Consider the following 26,373-nt stretch of genomic DNA (forward strand, 5'->3'; position numbering starts at 1 on the left):
TGCTTTTGTTCAATCAGCGCCCATTTCTTCCAGGACACCATGAGGCAAACGGCACGGATGAAGGCAGGCGATGAGGACGAGCTGGAGCGGCTGGCCGCTCACCTCGCCCATGATTTCAGTAATTTGCTCACGGGGATTCTGGGCAACCTCGAATTGCTGGAGCGTCGCGCCGCCCGGACGGGCATCCAAGGGCTGGAAGCCTATACCAAGGGCGCCCGCCAGGCGGCGGAACGCGCGGCGGAGCTGACCCAGCGGCTGATGGTGCTCTCCGGCCGGCTCGCGCAGCCGCCCCAGGCGTTGCAGCTGGCGCCGCTCCTGCGCCAATTCGTGGCCTCGCCGGCAGGGCAGGGAATCGGGCTCGCGGCGCCGCCCCCTGAAACTATGGCCGTGCGGGCCGATCCGGATGAATTGCTGGCGGCGCTGGCCGAGCTGGCGTGCAACGCCCGCGAGGCGGCCGGAAGCGGCACGCTCGAAGTGATGACGGCGGCGCGCGAAGTGGTTATCACCCTGCGCGATGCAGGGCCGGGCATGACGCCCGATATGCTGGCGCGGGCGCGGCACCTTTTTTTTACCACCCACGCGAACGGTGCCGGGCGCGGGTTGGGTCTCGGCATCGCGGCGCGTATCGCCAAGCGCGCCGGCGGCTGGCTGGATTTGGAAAGCGCCCCCGGCCAGGGCTGCGCGGCTCGCCTCGTGCTGCCGCTGCCGGGGGCGGATTGAGTTATTCGGTTTCCAGCCTCGCCAGCATGGCGGCGCGGGCGGCGGCGGGCAGATCCGCCAGCGCCGCGTTCAGCCTGGCCGCCTTGCGCCGCAACTCGTAAAGCTGGTCCAGGAGGGATAGCACCACCGGCATGGCTGCCTCGTCTATCTCCAGCTCATGCCGCAAGGTGTGAATGAGGCGGATGCGGGCCACGTCCACCTCCTCGAACCGCCACGCGCCGGGACCGCCCCGCGCCCGTACCCAGGCGGCCTCGATCCATTGGGTGAGTTCCGCCTCGTCCAGCCCGGCGATAGGCAAGGCATCCAACGTGATCATCGCAGCCCCTCCCGCGGATTGAAGCCGGGCTGATCCCAGCTTGCCAGAAAGTCTTTCAGCCGGTCATCCACCGGGCCGATCACCACTTTCAGCTTGACATGCAAATCCCCCGCCGCGTGCCGGCCATGCGCTGGCACACCCCGCCCGCGCAGGCGCATTTCGGTGCCCGTTTCGGAACCAGGGCGCACCGTCATCGCCACCTCGCCCGACGGGGTGGGGATGATGATTTTGCCGCCGAGCACCGCTTCCTTGAGCGTTATCGGCACTTCCATATGGATGTTGCGGCCGATGCGGCGATAGAACGGGTGGGGCGCGACATGGATCTCGATGAGGGCGTCGCCGGCCGGGCCGCCATTGAAACCCGGCTCGCCCTTGCCGCGCAGCCTTAAAATATCGCCCTCCTCGGTGCCGGGCGGGATTTTCACGTCCAGCGTGCCGCCATCGGGCAGGGTTATCCGCCGCGTCGCGCCGCCCACCGCGTCGAGAAAGCTCACCTCCAGGCTGTAGTGATGATCAGGCCCCTTTGCCGGCCCGCGCGGGCGCTGATTGAAAATATTGGCGAAAAGGTCCTCGAAATCGGCCCCGCCCATGCCGCCGGTGGAATAGGCGTAACGCTCGCCCGCGCCGGTCTCGGCATATTGCCGCCAGGACGGGCCGGCCGCCTTCTCCGCGCCGGTGGCGTCGATCTCGCCGCGATCATACCGCGCGCGCTTGTCGGCGTCGCTCAGCAGATCGTAAGCGCCGGATATGGTCTTGAATTTTTCTTCCGCCTCCTTGTTACCAGGGTTGAGTTCGGGGTGATATTTTTTGGCGAGCTTGCGGTAGGCGGAGCGGATCTGCTCCGCGCTCGCCTCCTTTTTCACGCCCAGAGTTTTGTACGGATCGTCTGCCATGCTCATCCTAAATTATGGATATCATTCGTCCATGCCAAGATTGGGCGCGCAGGGTCGATTTAGCAACGGGGCGCCCACCGGTTACTAAAACGACACGGGATGCTCACTGGCATCTCCTGGCGGTCTTGCCTTTATAGCGGGGACATACCGGTTCCATTTCTCGAAGGAGACAGGCATGAACCAGGACCTCAAGGACAGCCAAGGCCGGCAAACCTCCGTCCAATCGCCGCGCGAGGAGCCGCCTTTTCCCCGTCAGCGCCAGCCTTGGCCGGGGCTGGCCAAGGATATGACGCCGCCGCCCGATCATGGCGAAAAATCCTATGTCGGGCGCGCGCGCCTCACCGGGCGGCGGGCGCTGATCACCGGCGGTGATTCCGGGATTGGCCGCGCCGCCGCCATCGCCTATGCCCGCGAGGGGGCGGATGTGGCGATTTCCTATCATCCCAACGAGCAGGCGGACGCCGATGAGGTGATCGATCTGATTCGCGCGGCGGGGCGCAACGCCGTGGCCCTGCCGGGCGATATCCGCGACGAGGCGTTCTGCCAGCAACTCGTGCGGAACGCGGCGGATAAACTGGGCGGGCTCGATGTGCTGGTCTCCAATGCCGGCAGGCAGCAGGTCCGCCAATCCATTCTCGACATATCGAGCGAGGATTTCGACGCGACGATGAAAACCAACCTCTATGCGATGTTCTGGATCACCAAGACGGCGATCCCGCTGATGAAACCCGGCGCCTCGATCATCTGCACCACCTCGGTTAATGCCTATAATCCGGCGGCGGATCTGCTGGACTACGCCATGACCAAGGGCGCCATCATGATCTTCGTCAAAGCCCTGGCCAAGCAGATGGTGGAGCGGGGCATCCGCGTGAACGGCGTCGCCCCTGGGCCGTTCTGGACGCCGCTTCAGATTTCGGGCGGACAGACCCAGGAGAAGCTGGAGCAATTCGGCGGCCAGACGCCGATGGGGCGCCCCGGCCAGCCCGCGGAATTGGCGCCGGTTTATGTTCTCCTGGCCTCGGAGGAGGCGAGCTATCTAACCGGCCAGATCATCGGTGCCTCCGGCGGCACCGGCATCCCCTGAGCCAGCCACAAAAAATCCGGCGAAGCCGTTGCGCCGCCGTTTCGCCGGCTTACATCTTCTCGATGGCGACGCAACGCAAAACCAAAGCCGCCGCCCCGGCGCAACCGGCGCAACCGGCGAAACCGGCGAAACCGGGGAGGACCGGCAGCCGGGCGGCCAGGCCGGCCGCCCGGCGCGAGACGGCGCGGGCGGCGGGCCGCAGCCTCTGGACCGGACAAATCCGGCTGGCGCTGGTGAATATTCCCGTGCAGCTCGTCGCCGCGCTCAACAGCAGCGCCAAGCTCACCTTTCATCAGGTAGATAAAAAATCCCACAAGCGAATCCGCTACGAAAAGGTGGCGCCCGGCATAGGCCCGGTGAAGGCGGAGGATATCGTCAAGGGTTATGAGATGAGCAAGGGCAATTATGTCCTGCTGACGGATGAGGACCTCGACCATATCAAGCTGGAGGCCAGGCGGACCATCGATCTCGTTCAGTTTGTCGATCATTGCGAAATCGATCCTATCTATTTCGATAAGCCCTATTACGTGCTGCCGGATGGAAACCTGGCCCTGGAAGCCTATGCGGTGGTGCGCGACGCGATGCGCGCCACCGGCAAGATGGGCATCGGGCAGTTCGTGATGCGCGGGCGCGAATATATCGCCGCGCTGAAGCCCTGCGGGCGGGGGTTGATGCTGGAGACGCTGCGTTTCGCCGATGAGGTGCGCCGGGCCGCCCCCTTCTTCGCCGATATCGGCGAGGTGGAGGCCGATCCCGAATTGATGGAGCTGGCCGAGGATCTGATCCGTAAAAAGACCAAGCCCTTCGATCCTGAAGCGTTCCGGGACGATTATACCGAGGCGCTGCGCGAATTGATCGAGGCCAAGGCCAAGAATAAGGTGAGCGTGGACGAGGCGCCGGAAAGCCAGCCGGAACGCGGCAATGTCGTGGATCTGGTGGAGGCGTTGCGCCGGAGCGTGCGCGCCAACGAGGCGGAGGCCAGCCCGCCGAAGCGGGGCCGGCGTGCCGGCTAAGGATCAGCTCGCCACCTACCGGGCCAAGCGGCGTTTCAGCGAAACCGCCGAGCCCAGCGGCGAGGCCCGGCTCAAGCCCGGGGCCCGTTATCTCATCCAGAAACACGCCGCCCGGCGGCTGCATTATGATTTCCGCCTGGAGTTGGATGGCGTGCTGCTCAGCTGGGCGGTGACGCGCGGGCCCAGCTACGACCCGCACGACAAGCGCCTCGCCGTTCGCACCGAGGATCATCCGCTGGATTACGGCGATTTCGAGGGCACGATCCCCAAGGGGCAATATGGCGGCGGCACGGTGATGCTGTGGGATACCGGCACATGGGAGCCGCTGGGCGACCCGCGTGAGGGGCTGAAAAACGGCAAGCTCGCCTTCGTCCTGCATGGGAAGCGCCTCCACGGCAAATGGGCGCTGGTGCGGATGCGCCCGCGCGAGAAGGAGACGCGGGAAAACTGGCTCCTCATCAAGGAGCACGACGAGTATGAGGGCAGCGAGCCGGATCTGCTCGAACGTGAGGTGACATCAGTCAAAACCGGGCGGACGATGGAACAGATCGCCGCGAACGCGCCGGTATGGCGGCGCTCCGACCCGCCCGCCTTTATCGCCCCCGCCTTGGCGACGCTGGTTGAAACGCCGCCCGCCGGCGATGGCTGGCTGTTCGAGATCAAATATGACGGATACCGCGCCATCATCGCCGCCGATGGGCAGGAGGTGCGGATTTATACCCGCTCCGGCCTGGATTGGACCGCCCGCTATCCCGCCATCGCCGAGGCGGTGGCGGCGCTCGCTTTGCCCGCGGCGCTGCTGGATGGGGAAATCGTTGTCATCGGCAAGGATGGGGTGACGGATTTCGGCATGCTGGTCGGCGCGCTCGAAGGGCGGATCAACGCGCCCATCTCATGCTTTCTTTTCGATGTGCTGGTTTATCAAGGCGAGGATGTGCGCCCCCAGCCCCTGCGCCAGCGGCGGGCGCTGCTGGAGCGCCTGCTGGGCCACCCGCCCCGCAACGCCCCGCTGCAATTGAGCGAGAGCTTCACCGGCGATGGCGCGACGCTGTTCAAGACCGCCTGCCAGCACGGGCTGGAAGGGCTGATCGCCAAGCGGGCGGAGGCGCCGTACCGCTCCGGCCGGCACATGGATTGGCTGAAACTGAAATGCCATCACGGCCAGGAATTCGTCATCATCGGCTTCGCACCCTCCGATAAACCCGCACGCCCGTTCTCATCGCTGCTGATGGCCGTGCGCGAGGGGAAGGAGTTGCGCTATGCCGGGCGGGTGGGGTCCGGTTTTTCCGATGAAACGTTGCGGCGCCTGGCGGCGTGGCGGGAACGGCATCGCCGCAAGCAACCGCCCTGCGAGGTGCCCGCACCCATGCGCCGCGGCGTGGTATGGGTGAAGCCGGAGCTGGTGGCCGAGATCGCCTTCGCGGATTGGACGCCGGACGGCATGATCCGCCATGGCCGGTTCGTCGGGCTGCGCGAGGACAAGCCGGAGGAGGAGATCGAACGCGAGATGCCCCAGCCGCCCAAACCCCAGCCCGCAGCCGAGCCCGCTTTGCGCATCACCCATCCCGAGCGGATCGTCTATCCCCAGGCGGGGCTTAGCAAAAAAGAGCTCGCCCTTTATATCCAACGCGCCGCCCCGCTGATGTGGCCGTTCGTCCGGGACCGCTTTCTCTCCCTGGTCCGCTGTCCGGAAGGCGTGGGCGAGACCTGCTTTTTTCAGCGTCACCGCGTGCCGGGTTTCGGCGAGGATTGGGGCGAGCAAGCCTATACCAGCGGCAAGGGCCATACGGAGCGTTATCTCTACCCTGTTTCACCCCAGGCCCTGCTGGTGGCGGTGCAGATGGGGGTGATGGAATTCCACCTCTGGGGTTCGCGCCGGGACAAGCCGGACGTGCCGGACCGGCTGGTCTTCGATCTCGATCCCGACCCCGGTCTTGCCTTTGCCGAGGTCCGCTCCGCCGCCGCCCGCTTGCGGGACGTGCTGTCGGCGCTGGGCCTCGCCAGCCTGCCCATGCTGAGCGGTGGGAAGGGCATTCATGTGATCGTGCCGCTCCGCCGCCAATATGATTTCGCTGTGGTCAAGGAGTTTTGCGGCAATGTCGCGCGGCGTCTGGCGGAGGACGCGCCAGCCCGCTTCACCGCCACCATGAGCAAGGCCCAGCGCCACGGCAAGATTTTCATCGATTTCTTCCGCAATGAGGCGGGTTCCACCGCCATCGCCCCTTATTCTCCCCGGGCGCGGGAGAGCGCCAGCGTGGCCTGGCCTTGCGGCTGGGACGAGCTGGACGGTTTTGCCGAGGCGCATGAGGTTACCATACCCAGAGCCATGGAGCTTTTGGCCGCGTATAAAGACCCCTGGGCGGACGTGCCCGCCCAGCGCCTCACCAAGGCGTCTCTGCGGGCGGTGGCGGGAGATTAGCCAAGCATTTCCTCAAGCCGCTGCGCATCGAAGGGGGCGCGGACTTTTATGTCGTTATCAAAATAGACGTAAACATCCCGCGCCCGCTTGCGCCCGCGCGGCGCGCCCGGCACGAATTCCGATTCCGGCGCCTCGCCGCCCTCCGCCCAGGCGCGTACCCTCCGGCTCCAGCTTTTCAGCGCCGCCTCGTCATAGCCGCTCGCATAGAGCTCTTCCGAACCGTGGAGGCGGCAATAGACGAAATCGCTGGTCAAATTCATCAGGCGCGGCCAATCCACCGTATCGGCGCAGACCAGGGCGATATCATGCCGGGCGAGCAGCCGGATGAAATCGGGGTCGCGAAAGCTTTCATGGCGAATTTCCACCGCGTGGCGTAGCCGCAGCGGGGGCGGGGTTTCCTCATCCGGTTGTTTCAGCCGGGAATCGTGGCGGCGGCCGAGCGCATGCGCCGCGCCGCTGTCATGAGGCAGAAGGGAAAGAAACGGCTCGAACCGCGCCGCGTCGAAGGCCATGTTCGGAGGAAATTGCCAGAGAAATGGGCCGAGCTTGCGGCCCAGGCGCAGCACGCCTGAGGCGAAAAAATTGGCGAGCGGCGTTTCCACCTCGCGCAAGCGGCGGATATGGGTGATGAAGCGCGGCCCCTTTACCGCGAAGACGAAATCCTCCGGCACGGCCTCCCGCCACGCCTCGAAATTTTGGGGGCGCTGGGTGCCGTAAAACGTGCCGTTGATTTCCAGGGTGCGAAAGATGGAGGCGGCATAGCTCAACTCATCCTTCTGCTTGAGACCTTTGGGATAGAAGACCCCGCGCCAGGGGGCGTAACGCCAGCCGGAAATGCCGATGCGAATCTCGCCCCGCCGCCGCGCCATTCATGCCACGCGCCAATGGCGCTTCTGTCCGCGCCGGTTGACCTGTAGGCGGAACAACCCGCCCGCCTGTGGCTCCCTGGCGATTTGCGCGGCGTCCAGCCCGTCCCGGGCGCTGGAAATATAGAGCCAGTCCAGATCCGGCCCGGCAAAGCAGCACATCGTGGGCTGGCTCACCGGCAGGCTCACCCGCTCCACTAGCTGGCCCGACGGGTCATAGCCATGCAAGGCCCACCCGCCATGAATGGCGCACCAATAAATACCCGTCTCGTCGAGCGCGGCGCCGTCCGGAATGCCCTCTCCCTCTACGATCGCGAATATTTGCCGCTCCCCCAGTCGGCCGGATCTGACATCGTAAGCGTAACGGTAAATGGTTCTCTCCTCGCTGCGGGAGAGAAACATGCCGCGCTCATCGGCGCTCCAGGCCATACCGTTGGTGATAAAGGAAAAATCCGGATAGGCCCGCAGCCCCTCGCGGCTGGTGTAGCTGTAAAGCGCGCCGGTCCGCGTGGTTTCCACACCGGCGGGCGGGTCGGTCATCGTACCCACCCAGAACCGGCCCTGGCTGTCGCAACCGCTTTCATTGAAGCGGATAAGCCTGGTGTCGAAGGGCGGCGGCGCGACCATCTCCAGCGCGCCGCTTGTCAGATCGAGCCAGTGCAGCCCGTTGCGCAGGGCGAGAAAAGCCCGCCCCTTACCGTCCAGCGCGAAACCGCCGAGATCGGCCGGCAGTTCCCAACGCCGCGTCTCGCCGCTGGCATGGTCGAGCGCGTACAAGGCGGGGGCCTTGATGTCGGCCCAATAGAGCCTGCCTTCCTCCGGGACCCAGAGGAGGGATTCGCCGATGATCGCCTTGGCGTTGGTCACCAGTTCCAGCTTCAAAGCTCGCCTCTCCCGGCCATCGCCTTGATGCGGTCCGCCGTGCGCAGGGCGATCGCCTGAATGGTGAGGGAGGGATTGACCCCGCCGGTGGTGGGAAACACCGATCCGTCGCAAACCCAGAGATTGGGAATGTCCCAGCTGCGGCAATCGGCGTCGACGACGCTGTCCTCCGGAGTGAAGCCCATGCGCGCCGTCCCGGCGAGATGATTCGCATCCTCGCGCTGGGGAAAAATATCCTCCGCGCCGATGGCTTCCAGGCTGCGGGTCATCTCGGAAATGGCATGGCCGATCAGCTTCCTGTCATTCTCGCCCCAGCTGAAGGTGATGCGCGGAATGCGCAGCCCATATTGGTCTACCTCATCTGCGAGGGTGACCGTGTTGGCGGCGTCCGGCAGCGTCTCGCCCACCATTTTCAGCCCGACCTGATGGTTATAGTTCAGCATGTCCTGCCGCAGCGCCTCGCCCCATAAACCCCGCGCCCCGGTCTGGATGAACCCCCATTCGATCGGCAGGGGCCCCTGCGCCATCCAGCAATACCCGCCAAAAAAATCCTTGCGGTCGTCATAATTCCAATGCTCGGTGATGGTGAAGGAGGGGGGCCCCTTGTACCAGCGCACCTCGTCGCGCATGCGGCCGAACACCGCCTGGTTGCTCTGCGTCATGAAATATTTGCCGACCAGGCCAGAGCGGTTGGCCAAACCGTGCGGATGCCGGCTGGTGGCGGAGTTCAGCAGCAGGCGCGGCGTCTCCACCGCATAGCCCGCCACCACCACGTTGCGGGCGCGCTGAAAATGCCAGGCGCCTTCCCGGTGAAAATGCACCCCGGTGGCGCGGTCACCCTTCACCTCGATCCGTCCGGCCATCGCCAGGTCACGGATCTCCGCCCCGGCGGCAAGCGCGCGGGGGATCCAAGTGTTCAGCGTGCTCTGCTTAGCGTTGGTGGAACAGCCGAACCGGCAGAAGCCGCGATACACGCAAGGCGGTGATTTGCCGCGCGGCGCGGAGACGGTGGCGAGCGGCGTCTCCGTCCATTGATAGCCAAGGGCCTCCGCCCCCAGGGCGAGCAGCCGCCCGGCTGAGTTGATCTCATGCGCCCGGTAGGGGTAGCGCGGGCGTTTGGGTCCCCAGGGGTAGGTGACCGGACCCGAGATCGCCAAGGCCAGCTCCGCCTCCCGGTAATAGCGCCACATCTCCCGCCAATCGAGGGGCCAGTCCGCGCCATAGCCCAGGACAGAGCGGCTCCTGAACCACTCCGGACGGAAGCGCAGCGAAACCATGGCGAAATGCACCATGCTGCCCCCCACCGCCTTGCCGCTATTCTTGCCCCCCATTTGCAGGGGAGTGCCGCCATCCACGATCCGCCGGTCGTTCCAGTAGAGCTTTTCCTGCTCCGTCTCATCCGAGGCGAAATCGTCGAGCGGGCGGAAATAGGCTCCCGCATCCAGCGCCACCACGGAAAACCCCATCTCGGCCAGCCGTCCGGCCAGGGTGCCGCCCCCCGCCCCGGTGCCGATGATGAGAAAATCCACCTCGTCATCGAGGCTATATTCGCGCATCGGCACCCAGCCTCCCGGCACGAATACATCCGGGGCGCGCCCGGCGATGGCGCGCGGTGCCTCAGGCGACATGGCGGTTATGGCGATAGGCTTTGAGATCGCCTTCGCTTTTCGCTTCCGCCGCCTCCCAGGGGTCGTGGCGGTTGGTGTCCAGGCGGACATAGCCTCGCGGGCTGGCCGGGCCGCCGAAACCGATCTCGCTCCAGGCGGTGGGGTGGCCGTAATAGGCCTCGACGATATCGGGCAGCAGCCGCTTGGCAAAGAACAGCCCCGGCGGCACGCGTTGCCATGGCGCGCCGGCTGGCTCGCCCTTTTGCATCGCGGTGAGCAGCGCATCCGCCGTCCGGTCATCCAACGCCGCGAAACCCTGGCCATGGCGCATAACCGCCTCCGCCTCCAGCGCCGCCAAAGCCAATTTCCAGGCGTCGCCGTCCCATGGCATCGGCTCGATGCGCGTGCCCGCCGCGCCCATGCGCAGCATCTTCGCGTCGATCAGCGCGGCGATGGGCACGGGCGGCCGTCCCGGCGGCTGCGGTATGATGCGCTGGCTGACGCGATCCAGGACCGCCCATTCCGCCATGCTGAAAAATCGCGGCTCACGGGGCACGGCCAAGCGCAGATCAACCGCCTGGCGCGTGGCCTCATTCCAAGAGGGGCCGGTGCGCTTCGTCAGAACGTCATAACCAGGGAAACGTCGGTTCATGCCTTATTTGCTCCCGGGCAGGATGGAAGCCAGAACTTCCCGGGCGGTGTTCCTGATCACCGAGCCCCTCTCCGGCTCGCGGATGAGCGAATGCAGGAAGTTGCGGGCATCCTTGGCCGAAATATGCGGCGGCAAGGGCGGCACGTTCGGGTCGGTCCGCACTTCCAGAATGACGGGGCGGTCGGCGCTCAACGCTTCATCCCAGGCCCGGCCCAGCTGGTCGGGATGATCCACGTAGATCCCCTTCAGCCCTAGTAATTCGGCATATTTGGCATAGGGAAAATCCGGGATGGATTGGGTGGAAAGCGTCTTCGCCTCGCCGAGCTGCACCCGCTCCTCCCAGGTGACCTGATTCAGATCCTGGTTGTTGAGCACGAGCACGATGAAGCCCGGCGTTTTCCATTTGCGCCAGTATTTCTTCACCGTGATCATCTCGTTGATGCCGTTCATCTGCATCGCGCCGTCGCCCATGAAGGCGATGACCATACGCTCCGGAAAGGCGAATTTCGCGCCGATGGCGTAGGGCACGCCCGCCCCCAGCGAGGCCAGGCTGCCGGAGAGGGAGCCCTTCATGCCCCGCCTCATTTTAATGTCGCGGCCATACCAATTGGCGACGGAGCCGGAATCGCCGGTCATGATCGTGTTTTCCGGCAGGCGGGGAGAAAGCTCCCAGAACACCCGCTGGGGATTGACCGGGCTGGCCGGCTGCATGGCGCGGTCCTCCAGCGTCTTCCACCAGGCCGCCACGTTCTTTTCGATCTCGTTGCGCCAGCCGAGGTCTTTCTTCTGTTCGAGCATCGGCAAGAGCGCGCGCAAACTGGCGGCGCTGTCGCCGATCAGGTTGACCTCCATGGGATAGCGCAGGCTGAGATTGGCGCCGTCTATGTCGATCTGCACCCCCCGTGCCGAACCCGGCTTGGGAAGAAATTCCGAATAGGGGAAGGCGGAACCGATCATCAAGAAGGTGTCGCAACCCTTCATCATGTCCCAGCTCGGCTTGGTGCCGAGCAGGCCGACACCGCCGGTGACGAAGGACAGCTCATCGGGCACCGCCGCCTTGCCAAGCAGCGCCTTGGCCACCCCCGCGCCGAGACGGTTGGCGACGGCGATGACCTCATCCGTGGCATGCAGCGCGCCCGCGCCCACCAAGATCGCGACCTTCTTGCCCGCGTTGAGGATGGCGGCGGCCTCGCGCAGCCCGTCCGCATCCGGGACGAGGGCGGGTTTGGCGAAGCCGATGCCGGTATGGGTGGCGCCATGGGCCACCGGCGGGTCGGAATAAGGCAGTTCCTGAAGATCATTGGGCAGGATGACGCAGGTGACCGTGCGTTTCTCATGAGCGATGCGCACCGCCCGGTCGATGAGATGGCGCACCTGGGCCGGCACGCTCGCCGTCATCACGAATTCGGACGCGACATCCTTGAACAGATTTTGCAGGTCGACTTCCTGCTGGTAATGCGCGCCCAAAGCGGTGCGGGCCTGTTGGCCGACAATGGCGACCACAGGCGTATGGTCCATCTTGGCGTCATACAACCCGTTGAGCAGATGGATGGCGCCGGGGCCGGAGGTGGCGTAGCACAACCCCACCTCGCCGGTGAATTTGGCATGGGCCGAGGCCATGAAGGCCGCCATCTCCTCGTGCCGGACCTGGACGTATTCTATTTTGTCCTGGGCTTTTTCCAAGGCGATATCCAGCCCGCCGACGCCATCGCCAGGATAGCCATACACCCGTTTCAGCCCCCATTCAGCAAGGCGTTTCCACACGAATTCCGAAACATTCAGAGCCATCACGAAACTCCTTTCTCAATCCTCGGGGTGAGCGCGCAGCAGGGCGAGCGCGGCGAGTCCGGCCATGGCCAGGCCGGTAAAGCTCGGCGGGGCGGGAATGGGGGGGCCATCCACCATGTTCTGGCGCCAGTTGTGCCAGCCGCCCATGGCGCGGGAGACGCCGTAAATATGAAAGCCGGAACCGGCGATGCCGAGCAGGGCGGTGAGGCGCAGCCAGAACCGCGTGAACCGGCGCTCTTTGCGGGAATTGCCAAACGTCGCCTTGCCCATCAGGGCGCCCGCCACGGGTGGCAGCGTGACCGGCAGGAACATGGCGGGATTTTGGAAGGCACCCCGGAAATGGAGCAAGCCCGCCTCACCGGAGGTGGCGAACAGCCCGACAGAGGTGACAAGGGAGGTGACCCGCCCAGCATTGAGGCCAAAGATGCGGGGGGTTTCGCCAGGCGGGGTGTCGCGCACGCGCTCCGCCAGCAGCCCGAACAAACCGGAAAGAAGAATGGCGGCAGGCGCGCCGATGGGGCCGGAGTAAAACAAATTCTGCCAGGAAAGCCCGCCTGGTTTCTTGAGCGTGTTGTAGAGATGAAACCCGATGCCGGCGATGCCGGTGGCGGCGGTCAGGCCGAACAGCCGGTCCCGCTGGCGGTGGCGCCGCTGGCGGTCGTCATTATGCCCGTGCAGGCTGGTGCTCAGCGCCGCGATGGAGGTGAGGATCGGCGTCACCATGGCCGGATTGTAGAAACCGCCGCGGTAATGCTCCATCGCGCTATCCGCCAATACCGAGGCCGCGAGCATGGCGGAACCCCGGTTCAGTCGTTTCGCGGCTTGGACGGCGGGCTGGGTTTCAGGCGCAGCGCGCGAAATTCGCGGCATAATGATCTCCGGGCCGTAATAGGAAGGGAAACTCCCGCTAGGGATGAAATATGGAAGGAAGGGAAACGCGAAACATGCCCGCAAGGTTAAGTTTGGCTCATCTCACCCGGCCGCGCAGGGTGAGAATCCCGCCGCCTCGATGGCTTCCGCCGCCCGCCCGGCATCGATCTCGGCTCCGATCATCACGCGTCCGGTTTTTAAATCCGCCACAATATGCGCATGCGGATCGATTTTCCGCACCGCCTCGGTGATGGCGCGAACCGAATCGTCATCGCGCATATCGGGAACTTTGAATTGCAAAGGTGTGGATTCGGCCATGGACTGATCTCCTTCCGCTGAAGAGATCATGCCGATGAGGGGGGCTTCAACAAAACCTACGGGAATTTAACCAGAAGTTTTCGTCCGGCTCATCCGTCGTCCAGTTTTGGCGGTTGGCGCTTCTCGTGCCAGCGCCCATCTCTGTCAAACGCCTAAGCGTTCGGGATGAGATCCATGCCAGCCAGATTATTGCACGAAGTCAATGGCCAACGGACCTACTCCGTGGTTCTGAGGACAGGAGAGGAGGTCATGCGGTCTCTCGCCGATTTTGCCAAGCGCGAGGCGATCTCGGCCGCGCAGATTTCCGCCATCGGCGCCTTCAGCGAGGCGGTCATCGGCTATTTCGATTGGACCGCCAAGGGTTACATTAAAATACCCGTGCCGGAGCAGGTGGAGGTCGCCTCGCTGCTCGGCGATATCGCCCTCGGCGAAAACGGCGAGCCGGCTCTGCATATTCATTGCGTGTTGAGCCGCCGCGATGGCAGCGCCCGCGCCGGCCATCTTCTCCAAGGTCTGGTGCGGCCGACGCTGGAGGTCATTCTCACCGAGAGCCCCGCGCATCTACGCAAGCGCCACGACCCGGAAAGCGGGCTGGCGCTCATCGATCTCGCGGCTCGGCCATGAGTAAGGAGCTTACCCGCATTCTCGATCTCGACCAGTTTCAGATGGTGATGAAGGCGCGTCTGCCCCGCGCGGTTTACACCTATGCCGCCGCAGGCTCGGAGAGCGAGGCCAGCCTGCGCGCCAACCGCGCCGCGCTGGACCGCTGGCGGCTCGTCACGCGCGTGCTGGCGGGGGTGGAGAAACGGGATCAGCACATCACGCTTTTCAACCAGCGCTATGCCTCGCCTTTCGGCATCGCGCCGATGGGCGGGGCGGCGCTGATCGCCTATCAAGGCACGGTTGAAATGGCGCGCGCCGCCCGCGCCGCGGCCATCCCCTTCATCCTCAGCGCCAATACCATCATCCCGCTTGAGGAAGTGGTGAAGGCCAACCCGGATATGTGGTTTGCCGCCTATCAGTCCCCGGAGGAGGAGGCCATACACGGCATGGTGCGGCGGTTAAGGGCCGCGCGCGTATCGGTGCTGGTGGTCACGGCGGATGTGCCCATCGGCTCCAACCGGGAGGAGGATGTTCGCCACGGTTTCGCCTTGCCCATCCGTCCTAATCTACGGCTTGGCCTGGATGTGGCGACCCATCCCGGCTGGGTCGCCCGCACGTTTCTGCCCACATTGCTCAGGCGCGGGCAACCCCACCTCGTCAATCTGGAGCCCTGGGGAGGGCCCGGCCTGTTTTCGCGTAAGGTGAAAACCGTCGCCTCGCATGAGGGGCTGAACTGGAGTCACATCCGCCTCTTGCGCCGGCTTTGGGAGGGTATGCTGGTGATCAAGGGTATTCTCTCCCCGGCGGATGTCGCCCTGGCGAAGGAGGCCGGGGCGGATGGCGTCATTCTCTCCAACCATGGCGGGCGGCAACTGGATTATGCGGTCGCGCCGATGGATATTCTCGAGGAGGCGCTGGACCAGGCGGGGCCGATGCCGGTGATGCTGGATGGGGGCTTTCGCCGGGGCACGGATATCGTCAAAGCCTTGGCCCTGGGGGCCGCGGCGGTCTTCATCGGCCGGCCCTTCCTGTTTGCCGCCGCTTATGCCGGGGAGCGGGGGGTGAGCCACGCCATCCATTTGCTGCGCCGTGAACTCGATAAGGACATGGCTCTCTTGGGCACGCGCCGTCTGGAGGAACTCGCCCCCGCTTTTCTACGCAAAGTCGCGTGAGGCCGCCTGCCCGCAGAGAGGTTTGATCCTTGACCATCATGACCTACCGGCCCAGCCAGTTTTGCAAAACCTCCTCGGTATCTCCGCCCAGCTCCGGAGGAGGCCGGGTTTCAATGGGGGGCACCGCCGACATTTTCACGGGATTGCCGACGATCTCTATCTCGCCCCAAGCCGGGTCGTTCAGGGTTCGAATCATATCGCGCGCCGCCAGATGCGGGCATTTCAGCACGCCATCCACATCCTGGATGACCGAGGCGGGCACCCCGCCTTCCGCGAAGATCGTCTCCACCTCGGCGCCGGTTCTTTCCAGAAACCATGGATTGATGATGCGGTTGAGATCCTCCTTGTGGTCGCAGCGGGACACCCCGCTGACGAAACGTGGATCATCGAGCAATTCCGGCTTGCGCAAAATTTCGCAAAACCGGCGCCATACATGCTCCCCCAGCACCGCGACGGCCACAAATCCATCCTTGACTCTATACGCGCCGAAGGGCGAGGCCACAGCGTGGATGCCCGGCTTCGACAATTTCTTGAACGCCGAAAAAATGGCGACGGAGATCTCGTTCATGATCAAGGCGGCATCGTAGAGCGAGATATCGACGAGCTGGCCTTTTCCCGTCACCGTTCTTTGGAACAAGGCGAGCATGGCGCCATAGGCCGCCACGATGCCGGAATTGATGTCCGCGAGCGAAAACCCCAGATAAACCGGGCTCTCATCCTGCCTGTCCGGACGGTACATCAGCCCGCTCAGGGCCTGGCCGATAATATCGAAAGCCGGGCGGTCGATATAGGGGCTGGGGAGGATGTGTTTTTGGCCAAAGCCTGAAATGGCCACATAGATCAGCCGCGGGTTTTCCACGCTCAGGGTTTCATAGCCGATGCCCAGACGGTCCATCGCGCCGGGGCGTAGATTCTCCACGACGATATCGGCTTTGCGGGCGAGGGCCAGGAATGTCTCCTTCCCCTCCTTCGTTTTCAAATCCAGCGTGATGCTTTTTTTGTTGCGGTTGACGCGCAGGAAGGAAAGGGCGCGGGGAGCGTTGTTCTCATCGGTCCGCAGCGGGCTGGTGGTCCTTGAAAAATCCCCGGCCGGGGATTCCACCTTCACCACCTCGGCCCCCGCATCCGCCAGCCACATCGTACAGAACGGGCCGGCGACGAAATTCTCGATGGTCAGAACCCGCACACCCTCGAGCGGCCGGAGATGGGATGAGTGGCTGGCCGCCGCGCTCATATTTGCCATTGTCGCTAGCCTAGACGCATTTCCTGGGCGATCATGGTGCGCTGGATTTGTGACGTACCGCCGCCGATGGTTGCCTGCATTCCCTCGCGGAAATGACGCTCCATGTCGAATTCCGGCAGCGTCCCGTAGCCGCCCATGATCTGGATGCCCTGGCGGGACACCGTCTGCAACGTCTCGCTGGCGAAAAGTTTTGCCATGGCCACCTCTTTGCGGCAATGCTCTCCTTTCGAGGCCATATCGGCGGCCCGGTAAGCCATCAGCCGCGCGGCGTCCACCTGGGTCTGCATATCGGCCAGCATGTGCCGGATCACCTGGAATTCGAAAATCGGCTTCTCGAACTGCACCCGCTGCTGCGCGTATCGGAGGGCGTCGCTCACCGCCCCCTGGGCAGCGCCAACATAGCCCAGCGCGACGCAAACCCGTTCGAGCAGTAAATGCTCGCCACCAATGATCTTCCAGCCATCGCCGGGCTTGCCGAGCATATTGCCGGCCGGCACGCGAACGTTGTCGAGAAAAATCTCATTGGTGATAATCGAGCGGCGCGCCAAGGTGTTCAGCGGCCGGATGGTCAGGCCGGGCGCGGTGTTCGGGATCATCAGAACGGACAGCCCCTTGCGCTTGTCCTCGGTCTTCTCGGTGCGCACCAGCATGAGAATGACCGTGTTCTTGATGCCCGAGCCGCTGCACCACATTTTCTGGCCGTTCACAACATAATGGTCGCCTTCCAGCCGGGCGAAAGTGCGGGTGTTCGCCGCGTCAGAACCCGCATCCGGTTCTGAAATCGAAACGGCGAATCGCAGCTCACCCGCGAAGAAAGGCTGCAGATATTCGCGCTTCTGGTCGGGCGTGCCGTGCAGCGCGATGTTCATGGCCGTGAAGGTCGGCAGGGTTATGGCCACGCCAAAATCAACGCCATGTTTGCTCAACATCTCGACCATGAGCGCGTAATCGAAGATGCTCATGCCATCGCCGCCCACCTCTTCGGGAAAGATCAGCTGGAGCCATCCCATCCGCGCGATTTTTTGATAGGCTTCATCTGGATGCCGGCGGTCCATATCGCATTGGCGGATATATTCGCGGCCGATTTCCTGGTCGACAAAACGCTCGACCGAATCCCGCCACATGATTTGTTCCGAATTCAAAAAATTCATTATCCTGACCTATTGCTTGTGACGGCGTTCCCCGCGCCAAAATTCCGCTCGAACAGGCGGGTCCCGCCTCGCTTGTTTGAATTTCGGGCAGAAAAAGTCTAAAGCAGCAAAACCCGGCAAGACGACTGATTTTTGCATTCCAGCCATGCGTAGAGTTTGATTACTACAGCGGTTGATCCATGATGCCTTGGGTGATCAATATAAGAAGTCCGGGAATGCCAAAGCCAGAAAACACCGGCCCGCTGGCGGGCGTGAAAATCGTCGACCTCACCAGCGTGGTGATGGGACCCTTCGCCAGCCAGATCATGGCGGATCTGGGGGCGGATGTCGTTAAAATCGAATCATTCGAGGGCGATGTGTTGCGCAGGATCGGGCCGAGCCGCAGCAATGGCATGGGGCCGCTTTTCCTTGCGCTCAACCGGAACAAGCGCAGCCTGTCGCTCGATCTCCGGCGCCCGGAGGCGCAGGAAATTTTGCGGAAATTGTTACGAAACGCCGATGTTTTTCTTTCCAACCTCCGCCCGGCTTCCATCGAGCGCCTCGGCCTTGGCTATGAGGCCCTCGCCGCGATCAATCCGCGCATCGTCTATTGTGCCGGCTATGGGTTTGGCGAGGGCGGGCGTTATGCCGGCAAACCCGCTTTCGATGATCTCATCCAGGGCGGCGTGTCGCTGCCGTCATTGCTTGGCCGTATCATCGGCGAGCCGCGTTATCTGCCCACCAATCTATGCGACCGCGTCACCGGGCTGACCATGGTATACGCCATCACCTCGGCGCTTTACGCGCGTGAGCGCAGCGGGCGCGGCCAGGCGGTGGAGGTGCCGATGTTCGAGACCATGACCCAGTTCGTCCTTTCGGACCACATGTACGGAATGAGCTTCGACCCGCCGCTCGGCCAGGCGGGCTATCCGCGGCTGGTCTCCCAGTCGCGCCACCCCTACCGGACCCGTGATGGCCATATTTGCGTGGTGATCTATCTCGAAGCGCATTGGGTGAATTTCTGCAAACTCATCGGCCGGGAGGATATGCTGGCCGATCCCCGCTTCGATACCATGCAGAACCGCTCTCATAATATCGATGCGCTGCTCGAATTTCTGAGGGAGAGCATGCTCACCCGCACCACGGCGGAATGGCTGGAGCAATTAGGGAAGGCGGATATTCCATCCATGCCTCTGCACACGCCCGAAACGCTGTTCGATGATCCGCATCTCGCCGATATCGGCTTTTTCAAATGGATCGACCATCCCTCGGAAGGAAAAATCCGTAGCATGGGCATTCCCATGCAATGGTCCGAGTCGCAACTTTCAATCCGCCACCATGCGCCGCTGGTGGGTGAGAATACGGATGAGATCCTCACGGATGTCGGCTACACACAAGCCGAAATCGATGCGATGCTGGCGGCGGGGATCGTAAAATCTTCGAAACAAACAAAAGACGCAGGTGAGGGCTGAACCATGCGCGGCGACCGGGATTTCGGGTTTACGGACGAGCAACTGATGTTGCGAGATACCGTGCGCGATTTCGTGCGCAAGGAGATCCCCGACGCGAAGGCGCGCGAGTACGACCATAAGAAAATCGCGCCGCTCGATGTGTTCGACAAGATGGCGGCTCTGGGCTGGCTCGGCATCGCGATTCCGGAGGAATATGGCGGCTCAGGCCTGGGTTTCGTCGAGCTTGGCATCGTGCAGGAGGAGCTCTCATACGGCCTCCTGGAGCTAGCCGTGTTATATTACCGGGCGACGGTGCATGGCGCGCATTCATTGATCACCTATGGGTCGGAGGCGCAGCGCCGGAAATATCTGCCTTTGATCGCGGCGGGCAAATTCAAATCCTCCATGAGCCTCACCGAGCCGGATGCCGGCTCGGATGCGGCGGGGATTCGCACCCGGGCCGTGCGGGATGGCGACCATTTCATCATCAACGGCGCCAAGATCTTCAATTCCCAGATCGACCTCGCGGACCGGACCGTGCTGGTGACCCGCACCGACCCCAGCGCGCCGCCCCATAAAGGCATCAGCCTGTTTTTCGTCGACCCGAAAAGCCCCGGCGTGACCATCGAGCGGATCGAGACGCTGTGCTTCCGCTCCGTGGGAACCAACCGGGTGACTTATGAGAATGTCAGGGTGCATCAGGATGATCTGCTCGGCACTCTCAATGGCGGCTGGAAACATCTGATGACCAATCTCAACAAGGAGCGGTTTTCGCTGGCGGCGCAGGTGACGGGCGCGGCCCAGGCCGCGCTCGATTGCGCGCTCAAATACGCGCAGGACCGGGTTCAGTTCGGCCAGCCCATCGCCAAATTCCAGGTCATCCAGCACAAGCTCGCGGATATGCAGATGGCGGTGCACGCGGCGCGGCTGCTCACCTACGACCTCGCCCGCCGTCTCGATGCGGGGGTGGACTGCCGCAAGGAGGCGTCGATCGCCAAGGTGATGACCTCGGAAATCTATTCCCGGGTGGCCGATGAAGGGATGCAAATTCTCGGCGGCTATTCCATGACGCCGGATTTCCAGATGGAGCGTCACTACCGGGATTCGCGTCTCATGCGGATCGGCGGCGGCTCAAGCGAGATTCTGCGCAATTCCATCGCCAAGGATCTCGGCTTGTAACCCCAGCGCCTTGAACCGCCCTCACCCCTGCCATAATGAAAAATGGGTAGGGCGCGCGCCCCGGGCCGCTGCTCCGGCTCAGGGGCGGCCCGCGCCTCGCAAAGGGGGGTTGGCCGGATGCGGGAAACATTGCTCGTCGCGCTGGGCGGAGCCATCGGCAGTGTCGGGCGGTACTGGCTGGCCCTGGCCGCGCTGCCCATCAGCCGCGCCTTGCCCATGGGCACCATCCTCATCAACATTCTCGGCTCCTTCGCCATCGGCGCTTTCGGCTCCCTCACGGTGAGCCATGGCCGGTTTCCGGCGCCCGAGCCCGCCCGCATCTTTGTCATGGTCGGCATCTGCGGCGGCTTCACCACCTTTTCCTCCTTCAGCCTCCAAACGCTGGACCTGCTGCGCGCGGGCGCGTTGGGGCGGGCGATGCTGAACATTGGCCTCTCGGTCCTCCTGTGCCTAGGGGCGGTGGCGGCCGGCTTCGCCCTCGGCAGCCATTTCAGCGGCGGCCCGGCTGAAATCAGCCAGACGGTGATCGAGGAGGAAGCCTCTTAAACGGGGAGCGCGCCATGCAGGATTTTCTTACTTCCATGCTCGAATTGCTGATGATCGCCATCGTGGTGGCGCTCCTCGCGCGGCGCCTGCGCTTGCCTTATAGCGTGGGGCTGGTGGTCGCCGGGACGGGGCTGGCCCTCAGCCCTTTCCACCCAGGGCTGGCACTCACGCGGAGCGTGATTTTTGATCTCATTCTTCCGCCCCTGCTGTTTGAGGCGGCGATCCACATCCGTTGGTCGGCCCTGCGCCAGGACGCGCTGCCCATCCTCACCCTCGCCGTGCCGGGCACGCTGCTCACCGCCTTGGCGCTTACCCTGGCCGGGTATTATGGGCTGGGCTGGCCGCTCCAGCCCGCCTTGCTGTTCGGCGTGCTCATCGCCGCCACCGATCCAGTCGCGGTCATCGCCATGTTCAAGGATAACGGGGTGCATGGGCGGCTGCGCCTGCTGGTGGAAAGCGAAAGCCTGTTGAATGACGGTGTCGCCGCCGTGGCGTTCGCGCTGGCGCTGGCCTGGGTCGAGGCGGCGGGCCAGGCCAGCCTGCCGCCGGCGCAAATCGCCTGGCTGCTGGCGGTCATGGTGGGTGGCGGGGTTATCGCCGGCGCCCTCTGCGCGGGGTTCGCCCTGCTCGTCATGCGCCGCGCCGCCGATGCCGTAATAGAGGGCGCGCTCACCATCGTCCTGGCCTATGGCTCCTTCCTGCTCGCCGAGCAATTCCATGCCTCAGGCGTGCTCGCCACCGTCACGGCCGGGCTGTGCGCCGGCAATCTCGGCCTCGCGCGGGATGGCAGGCTGAGCCTTCAGGGGCGGGAATTCACCCTGGCGCTCTGGGATTTTCTCGCCTTCATCGCCAATTCCTTCGTCTTTCTGCTCATCGGTCTCGCCGTGGCGGGCATCCCGTTCCGGGAACTGGGATATGTCCATCTCGGCCTGATCATCGCCATGGTGCTGCTTGGCCGCGCTCTCGCCGTCTATCCGCTCTGCGCTCTCTTTCGCGGCAGCCCCCGGGCGGTTCCGCCCGCCTTCCAGCATGTACTCTGGTGGGGCGGGCTGCGCGGCGCCCTCGCGCTCGCCCTTGCGCTCGCCTTGCCCGTCGGCCTCGTGCTGCGGAACGAGGTGCTCATCGCCACCTTCGCCGTCGTCGTGTTCTCGGTGGTGTTTCAGGGCCTCACCATGCCCTGGCTGCTGCGCGCCTTGCGCATCATCCGGGCAAGGTAAGCCTTTCCACGCTTGCGTTCACACCATATCCAGCCGGCCGCTTTCCACGTTGAAATGCAGCCCGGCCAGGGTCAGCCTGCCATCCATCACCCGCTCCTTGATCCAGGGGAAGGTGAGGAGATTGGCCAGCGAGACCCGCACCGCCTCATGCTCGCAGGCCTCGCATTGCGCCTCGAACTCCGCCCCGTTCAGGTCCGGCGAATCGCAGACCCGTTGCCGCGCGGCGCTGGCGATCTCCATCCAGGAATCGATGAAGTCCCGGTTGCCGCCGCCCGGCCCCATCATCAGCGCCTGGATGCCGCCGCACCGGCTATGACCCATGACGATGATGCTGCGCACGTTCAAGGAATTCACCGCGAATTCCAGCGCCGCCGAGGTGCCGTGTTTTTTGTCGTCCGGGGCGTAGGGCGGGACGAGCGCGCTGACATTGCGGACCACGAAGATCTCTCCCGGCGCGCAATCGAAGATCATTTCCGGCGCCACGCGCGAATCGGAGCAGGCGATGACCATGGCCCGCGGTTTCTGCCCCTCCTTGGCCAGCAAGGAATAAACCTCGGCGTGCTCCTGCCAATAGCCGTGGCGGAACCGCTCATACCCCTCAAGCAACGATTTCATAACCCCTCCCTCTTGGCCTTCGCCCATAAGGCTTCCATCTCGTCCAACCCCGCCTCGCGCGGCGTCTTGCCCGCCTGGGCCAGCAATTCCTCCACCCGGTTGAACCGGCGGATGAATTTCTCATTCGCTCCTTCCAGGCAGGTTTCCGCATCCTGTCCCAGCTTGCGGGCGAGATTGGCGAGCACGAAGAGCAGATCCCCCAGCTCATCGGCGATGCGTTCGGGCGCTGCCGCCGCCAATTCCGCCCGCAACTCGCGGGTCTCCTCGTCCAGCTTCTCCAGCACCGCGGCGGCGTCCGGCCAGTCGAACCCCACCCGCGCGGCGCGGGCCGAGAGTTTCTGGGCGCGTTTGAGGGCGGGCAGCGCCTCGGCCACGCCATCCAGCGTCCCGGTTTGGGCGAGGCGCCCGCGCTCGGCTTCCTTTTGCGCCTCCCAGGCGGCGCTCTGCCCAGCGGCGCCGCGCGCCGCCTCCGCCGCGAAGACATGGGGGTGGCGGCGGATCATTTTCTCCGTCACCCCCGCCGTGACATCGTTGAAATCGAACCAGCCGCGCTCCTGCGCCAACCGGGCATGATAAACGACCTGGAACAATAAATCGCCCAGCTCGTCCTTCAGCCGGGCCGGATCGCCGGAGGCGATGGCCGCCCGCACCTCATAGGCCTCCTCGATGGTATAGGGCGCGATGGTGGGGAAATCCTGCTCCTTGTCCCAGGGGCAGCCCGTCTCCGGATGGCGCAGCGCCGCCATGACGTTGATGAGGGCCTGAATCGGTGCTTCATTCGGCATGAGCGATACTTACTGGCGAGTAAAGCAAATGACCAGCGCCCATGATTTCACCTTCGTCACGCTGGCGGGCGCGCCTTATCCGCTCCGCGCCCTGGCGGGGCGTCCCATCCTGGTGGTGAACACGGCCAGCCGCTGCGGCTTCACCCCGCAATATGCCGGGCTGCAAAATCTCTGGCGCGTTTACGGCCCGCGCGGATTGGCGGTGGTGGGCGTGCCCTGCAACGATTTCGGCGGGCAGGAGCCGGGGGAGGCGGCGGAAATCGGCGCGTTCTGCGAGAGAAATTACGGCGTCACCTTCCCCCTGATGGCCAAGGCGCGCGCCGCGGGGGAGGCGGCGCATCCGTTTTTCCGCTGGGTGGCGGCGGAGAAAGGGTTTCTCGCCCGCCCGCGCTGGAATTTCTATAAATATCTCATCGGCAAGGACGGCGCGTTGCGGGATTTTTTCATCTCCCCCACCCGGCCCGAATCCCGGCGGGTGCGCAACGCCGTCGAGGCCGCGCTCACAGCCCCAGGCTGAAGGCCAGGGCAATGATCCGCCGCGCCTCCTCCCAGAGCGCGTATTCGTCGAAGGCGGCGGGATGGACCCAGGCCAACTCGGTCACGTCATCGCCGGGCCGGGGCTCGCCCCCGGCATAGCGGGCCACGAAATCCAGGATCGTGTAATGGTACTCAACCCGCCCCTCCCTGTCGCAGTGGATGGAATCGACATGCCCGGCCAGAAGCAGCGGGCCGCATTCCAGCCCGGTCTCCTCGCGCAATTCCCGCCGCGCGGCCGCCTCCGCCGTCTCGCCCAGCTCCTGCTTGCCGCCGGGCAGGGACCACAAGCCGAGCGCGGGCGGCCTGCCCCGGCGCGCGAGCAGCACCTCCGCGCCCTTGAGCAGCACGACGCCCACGCCCACCCGGGGCGCGGCGGGATAGGCGCCACCGCTCATCCCGCCCGCACCGTCTCGATCGCCTCGCGCTGGTCGAAGAGATGCAGAAGCAGGCGCACGGCCTGGCCGCGCGGGGTTTGCAGCCGGGGATCGCGTTGCAGCAGCAGCACCGCCTCCTGCCGTGCCATCGCCAGCAGCCCGGCATCGGTCTCCGGGTCGGCGAGCAGATAGCCCGGCAGGCCGGATTGGCGCGTGCCGAGATATTCTCCCGCGCCGCGCAGCCGGTAATCCTCATCGGCGATAGCGAACCCATCATCGGTATCGCGCAAAATCCTCAGCCGCTCGCGCGCCGCCACGCCCAGCCCGTCCTCGTGCAGCAGCAGACAATAGCTACGCGCCTGGCCGCGCCCCACCCGCCCGCGCAGCTGATGGAGCTGGGCCAGACCGAACCGCTCCGCATGCTCGATCACCATCACATTCGCCTCCGGCACATCCAACCCCACCTCGATCACCGTGGTGGCGACGAGGATGCGCGTCTGCCCGGCGGCGAAACCGCGCAGCGCCGCCTCCCGCGCCGCCGGCTCCATCCGGCCATGCGCCATCGCCACCGCCCCGCCGAATCTCTCCCGCAGCGCCGCGAAGCGCCGCTCCGTCGCGGTGACATCCAGAATTTCCGACTCCGAAACCAGCGGACATACCCAATAGACCCGCCCGCCTCCGGCGATGGCGCGGGCGATGGCCTCTTCGACCTTGGGCAGATCGGCCAAACGGTGCAGGGTGGTCGTCACCCTCTCGCGCCCCGCCGGCTTCTCGGTGATGCGGGAGACCTCCATCTCCCCCCAATGGGTGAGCAGCAGCGTGCGGGGAATGGGGGTCGCGGTCATCACCAGCAAATCCGCCACCCCCTTGGCGCTCAGCGCCAGCCGCTGGTCCACGCCGAAGCGGTGCTGCTCATCCACCACCGCGAGGCCGAGATCGCGAAACCCCACCTCCTTCTGGAAAATCGCATGGGTGCCGATGAGAATGGGCAGCGTGCCTGCCGCCGCGCCCTTGAGAACCTCCCGCCGGGCCGCGCCCTTCACATTGCCGGTGAGCAAGGCCACCGGCACGGGGGCCAGACGCTGGAACAGGGCGTAATGCTGGCGGGCGAGAATCTCGGTGGGGGCCATCAGCGCCGCTTGCGCTCCGGCTTCCACCGCTTGCAGGCAGGCGAGCAGCGCCACCAGCGTCTTGCCGGATCCGACATCGCCTTGCAGCAGCCGGCGCATGCGGTGGGGGGCGCCCATATCGGCCTCGATCTCCGCCAGCGCCCGCAACTGCGCGGCGGTGGGGGTCAGGCCGGAGGCCTTCAGCGCCGCCGCGCGCAGGCGGCCATCGCCGCTCATCGCCCGGCCGGGCTGGCGCCGCCGCAGCCCCCGCGCGATGGCGAAGGTGATCTGCCGGGCCAGCAATTCATCATAGGCGAGGCGCTGGCGCGGTTCCGGCCCCGGTACCGCGCCGGGCGCGTGCAGCGCCCGTAAGGCCGCGCCAAATCCCGGCCAGGAGCGGCGGGCCAGCAGCGCCGGGTCCTGCCATTCCGGCAAATCGGGCAGGCGCGCCAGCGCGCCCAGCGCCGCCCGCCGCATCGTCCGCGGCGTGATCCCCGCCGCCAGCGGCCAGACAGGCTCGATCCAGGGAAAATCCGCCTCCTGGGCCTGGCTCGCCACCTGTTCCGGATGCGCCATCACTAGCCGGTCCTGGAACCGCTCCAGCCGCCCGGAGATGATCAGCCGGGAGCCGGACGGAAATTGCGGCAGCCGCGCCGCGTGGAACAGCACGATCTCGGCGAAGCCGGTGCCGTCGCCGATCACCACGCGCCAGGGCTGGCCGGGGCGGGCGGGCTCCTCGTGCCGGATCACCTCCACCCGCAGCGTCGCCACCCGCCCGGGCCGCGCCTCGGCGAGGGAGGGGCTTTCCCGCCGGTCGAGAAACTCTCCCGGCAGGTGGAACAGCACGTCGCGCACCGTTTTTCCCCCCACCAGCTTCGCCATCAGCGCCCCGAGCCGGGGGCCGAGCCCCGGCAGGGTGGTGAGCGGCGCCCGCAAGGGCGTCAATAAATCCAGGGTCACGGGCTGACTCTTGGCCAAACCCCT

Annotated in this window: 26 protein-coding genes; 11 read left to right on the forward strand and 15 right to left on the reverse strand. The window is 64.9% G+C overall.

The window, feature by feature from the left end; all coding sequences use genetic code 11:
- The first annotated feature begins 39 nt into the window (after positions 1-39).
- The gene (locus tag M7H45_RS05060; RefSeq protein WP_298215160.1) at positions 40-720 is read left to right on the forward strand and encodes an ATP-binding protein; all 681 of its coding nucleotides are present in this window, start codon (positions 40-42) and stop codon (positions 718-720) included.
- Position 721: 1 nt separating this feature from the next.
- Here the strand turns inward: M7H45_RS05060 and M7H45_RS05065 are convergent, their stop codons facing one another.
- Positions 722-1,036 carry a chaperone modulator CbpM gene (locus M7H45_RS05065; RefSeq protein WP_298215161.1) on the reverse strand — a complete coding sequence of 105 codons (315 nt, stop codon included), beginning with the start codon at positions 1,034-1,036 and terminating at the stop codon, positions 722-724.
- Complete coding sequence (locus tag M7H45_RS05070) at positions 1,033-1,929, reverse strand: DnaJ C-terminal domain-containing protein (RefSeq protein WP_298215162.1); 897 nt, start codon at positions 1,927-1,929, stop codon at positions 1,033-1,035. The genes M7H45_RS05065 and M7H45_RS05070 overlap by 4 nt, the downstream gene beginning before the upstream one ends.
- A gap of 175 nt (positions 1,930-2,104) precedes the next feature.
- Between M7H45_RS05070 and M7H45_RS05075 the strand changes: the two genes are divergently transcribed.
- The 3 genes from M7H45_RS05075 (at position 2,105) to ligD (ending at position 6,445) form a co-directional block, all read left to right on the forward strand.
- Complete coding sequence (locus M7H45_RS05075) at positions 2,105-3,013, forward strand: SDR family oxidoreductase (protein WP_298215163.1); 909 nt, start codon at positions 2,105-2,107, stop codon at positions 3,011-3,013.
- Positions 3,014-3,075: 62 nt separating this feature from the next.
- Positions 3,076-4,026 (forward strand): Ku protein, encoded by a 951-nt coding sequence (locus M7H45_RS05080; RefSeq protein WP_298215164.1) that lies wholly within the window; start codon positions 3,076-3,078, stop codon positions 4,024-4,026.
- Positions 4,016-6,445, forward strand: coding sequence for a DNA ligase D (gene ligD, locus M7H45_RS05085; RefSeq protein ID WP_298215165.1), 2,430 nt, complete (start codon positions 4,016-4,018; stop codon positions 6,443-6,445). Before M7H45_RS05080 ends, ligD begins: the two co-directional genes overlap by 11 nt.
- On the opposite strand, the gene M7H45_RS05090 is transcribed toward ligD, so the two are convergent.
- The 7 genes from M7H45_RS05090 to M7H45_RS05120 form a co-directional block, all read right to left on the reverse strand.
- On the reverse strand, positions 6,442-7,314 hold the full coding sequence (locus tag M7H45_RS05090) for a DUF72 domain-containing protein (RefSeq protein WP_298215166.1): 873 nt from the start codon (positions 7,312-7,314) through the stop codon (positions 6,442-6,444). The genes ligD and M7H45_RS05090 overlap by 4 nt on opposite strands.
- A complete protein-coding gene (locus M7H45_RS05095) occupies positions 7,315-8,193 on the reverse strand; it encodes an SMP-30/gluconolactonase/LRE family protein (protein WP_298215167.1) in 879 nt (292 codons plus the stop codon). It abuts the gene before it with no gap.
- The gene (locus M7H45_RS05100; protein ID WP_298215168.1) at positions 8,190-9,821 is read right to left on the reverse strand and encodes a GMC family oxidoreductase; all 1,632 of its coding nucleotides are present in this window, start codon (positions 9,819-9,821) and stop codon (positions 8,190-8,192) included. The genes M7H45_RS05095 and M7H45_RS05100 overlap by 4 nt, the downstream gene beginning before the upstream one ends.
- The gene (locus M7H45_RS05105) at positions 9,811-10,452 is read right to left on the reverse strand and encodes a gluconate 2-dehydrogenase subunit 3 family protein (protein WP_298215169.1); all 642 of its coding nucleotides are present in this window, start codon (positions 10,450-10,452) and stop codon (positions 9,811-9,813) included. The genes M7H45_RS05100 and M7H45_RS05105 overlap by 11 nt, the downstream gene beginning before the upstream one ends.
- A gap of 3 nt (positions 10,453-10,455) precedes the next feature.
- Positions 10,456-12,240 (reverse strand): thiamine pyrophosphate-requiring protein, encoded by a 1,785-nt coding sequence (locus tag M7H45_RS05110; protein WP_298215170.1) that lies wholly within the window; start codon positions 12,238-12,240, stop codon positions 10,456-10,458.
- 15 nt (positions 12,241-12,255) lie between these two features.
- Complete coding sequence (locus tag M7H45_RS05115) at positions 12,256-13,032, reverse strand: hypothetical protein (RefSeq protein ID WP_298215171.1); 777 nt, start codon at positions 13,030-13,032, stop codon at positions 12,256-12,258.
- A 180-nt stretch (positions 13,033-13,212) separates the two neighbouring features.
- Positions 13,213-13,428, reverse strand: a complete 216-nt coding sequence (locus tag M7H45_RS05120; RefSeq protein ID WP_298215172.1) for a heavy-metal-associated domain-containing protein — start codon at positions 13,426-13,428, stop codon at positions 13,213-13,215.
- Positions 13,429-13,602: 174 nt separating this feature from the next.
- Between M7H45_RS05120 and M7H45_RS05125 the strand changes: the two genes are divergently transcribed.
- Together M7H45_RS05125 and M7H45_RS05130 are read left to right on the forward strand one after the other, a co-directional pair.
- Positions 13,603-14,052, forward strand: a complete 450-nt coding sequence (locus tag M7H45_RS05125) for a PPC domain-containing DNA-binding protein (RefSeq protein ID WP_298215173.1) — start codon at positions 13,603-13,605, stop codon at positions 14,050-14,052.
- Positions 14,049-15,203, forward strand: a complete 1,155-nt coding sequence (locus tag M7H45_RS05130) for an alpha-hydroxy acid oxidase (RefSeq protein WP_298215174.1) — start codon at positions 14,049-14,051, stop codon at positions 15,201-15,203. The genes M7H45_RS05125 and M7H45_RS05130 overlap by 4 nt, the downstream gene beginning before the upstream one ends.
- A gap of 43 nt (positions 15,204-15,246) precedes the next feature.
- Here M7H45_RS05130 and M7H45_RS05135 read toward each other — a convergent pair whose 3' ends face one another.
- Both M7H45_RS05135 and M7H45_RS05140 read right to left on the reverse strand, forming a co-directional pair.
- Positions 15,247-16,446 (reverse strand): CaiB/BaiF CoA-transferase family protein, encoded by a 1,200-nt coding sequence (locus M7H45_RS05135; protein WP_298215175.1) that lies wholly within the window; start codon positions 16,444-16,446, stop codon positions 15,247-15,249.
- Between the two features lie 5 nt (positions 16,447-16,451).
- Positions 16,452-17,597 carry an acyl-CoA dehydrogenase family protein gene (locus tag M7H45_RS05140; RefSeq protein WP_298215176.1) on the reverse strand — a complete coding sequence of 382 codons (1,146 nt, stop codon included), beginning with the start codon at positions 17,595-17,597 and terminating at the stop codon, positions 16,452-16,454.
- 215 nt (positions 17,598-17,812) lie between these two features.
- On the opposite strand from M7H45_RS05140, the gene M7H45_RS05145 reads away from it, so the two are divergent.
- From M7H45_RS05145 to M7H45_RS05160, 4 genes are all read left to right on the forward strand, one after another.
- Complete coding sequence (locus M7H45_RS05145; RefSeq protein ID WP_298215177.1) at positions 17,813-19,048, forward strand: CaiB/BaiF CoA-transferase family protein; 1,236 nt, start codon at positions 17,813-17,815, stop codon at positions 19,046-19,048.
- Between the two features lie 3 nt (positions 19,049-19,051).
- A complete protein-coding gene (locus M7H45_RS05150) occupies positions 19,052-20,206 on the forward strand; it encodes an acyl-CoA dehydrogenase family protein (protein WP_298215178.1) in 1,155 nt (384 codons plus the stop codon).
- A gap of 117 nt (positions 20,207-20,323) precedes the next feature.
- Positions 20,324-20,752, forward strand: coding sequence for a fluoride efflux transporter CrcB (gene crcB, locus M7H45_RS05155; RefSeq protein WP_298215179.1), 429 nt, complete (start codon positions 20,324-20,326; stop codon positions 20,750-20,752).
- Positions 20,753-20,766: 14 nt separating this feature from the next.
- The gene (locus M7H45_RS05160) at positions 20,767-21,969 is read left to right on the forward strand and encodes a sodium:proton antiporter (protein WP_298215180.1); all 1,203 of its coding nucleotides are present in this window, start codon (positions 20,767-20,769) and stop codon (positions 21,967-21,969) included.
- 18 nt (positions 21,970-21,987) lie between these two features.
- Here M7H45_RS05160 and M7H45_RS05165 read toward each other — a convergent pair whose 3' ends face one another.
- Together M7H45_RS05165 and mazG are read right to left on the reverse strand one after the other, a co-directional pair.
- On the reverse strand, positions 21,988-22,584 hold the full coding sequence (locus tag M7H45_RS05165; RefSeq protein ID WP_298215181.1) for a carbonic anhydrase: 597 nt from the start codon (positions 22,582-22,584) through the stop codon (positions 21,988-21,990).
- Positions 22,581-23,369 (reverse strand): nucleoside triphosphate pyrophosphohydrolase, encoded by a 789-nt coding sequence (gene mazG, locus M7H45_RS05170; protein ID WP_298215182.1) that lies wholly within the window; start codon positions 23,367-23,369, stop codon positions 22,581-22,583. The genes M7H45_RS05165 and mazG overlap by 4 nt, the downstream gene beginning before the upstream one ends.
- A 28-nt stretch (positions 23,370-23,397) precedes the next feature.
- Here mazG and M7H45_RS05175 point away from each other — a divergent pair, with 28 nt between their 5' ends.
- A complete protein-coding gene (locus tag M7H45_RS05175; protein ID WP_298215183.1) occupies positions 23,398-23,886 on the forward strand; it encodes a glutathione peroxidase in 489 nt (162 codons plus the stop codon).
- Here the strand turns inward: M7H45_RS05175 and M7H45_RS05180 are convergent.
- On the reverse strand, positions 23,870-24,301 hold the full coding sequence (locus M7H45_RS05180) for an NUDIX hydrolase (RefSeq protein WP_298215184.1): 432 nt from the start codon (positions 24,299-24,301) through the stop codon (positions 23,870-23,872). The two genes, M7H45_RS05175 and M7H45_RS05180, sit on opposite strands and share 17 nt — an antisense overlap.
- Positions 24,298-26,343, reverse strand: a complete 2,046-nt coding sequence (gene recG / locus M7H45_RS05185; RefSeq protein WP_298215208.1) for an ATP-dependent DNA helicase RecG — start codon at positions 26,341-26,343, stop codon at positions 24,298-24,300. The genes M7H45_RS05180 and recG overlap by 4 nt, the downstream gene beginning before the upstream one ends.
- Positions 26,344-26,373 lie beyond the last annotated feature (30 nt).

The organism is Acidocella sp. (genome assembly GCF_027352905.1).
Classification (GTDB): Bacteria; Pseudomonadota; Alphaproteobacteria; order Acetobacterales; family Acetobacteraceae; genus Acidocella.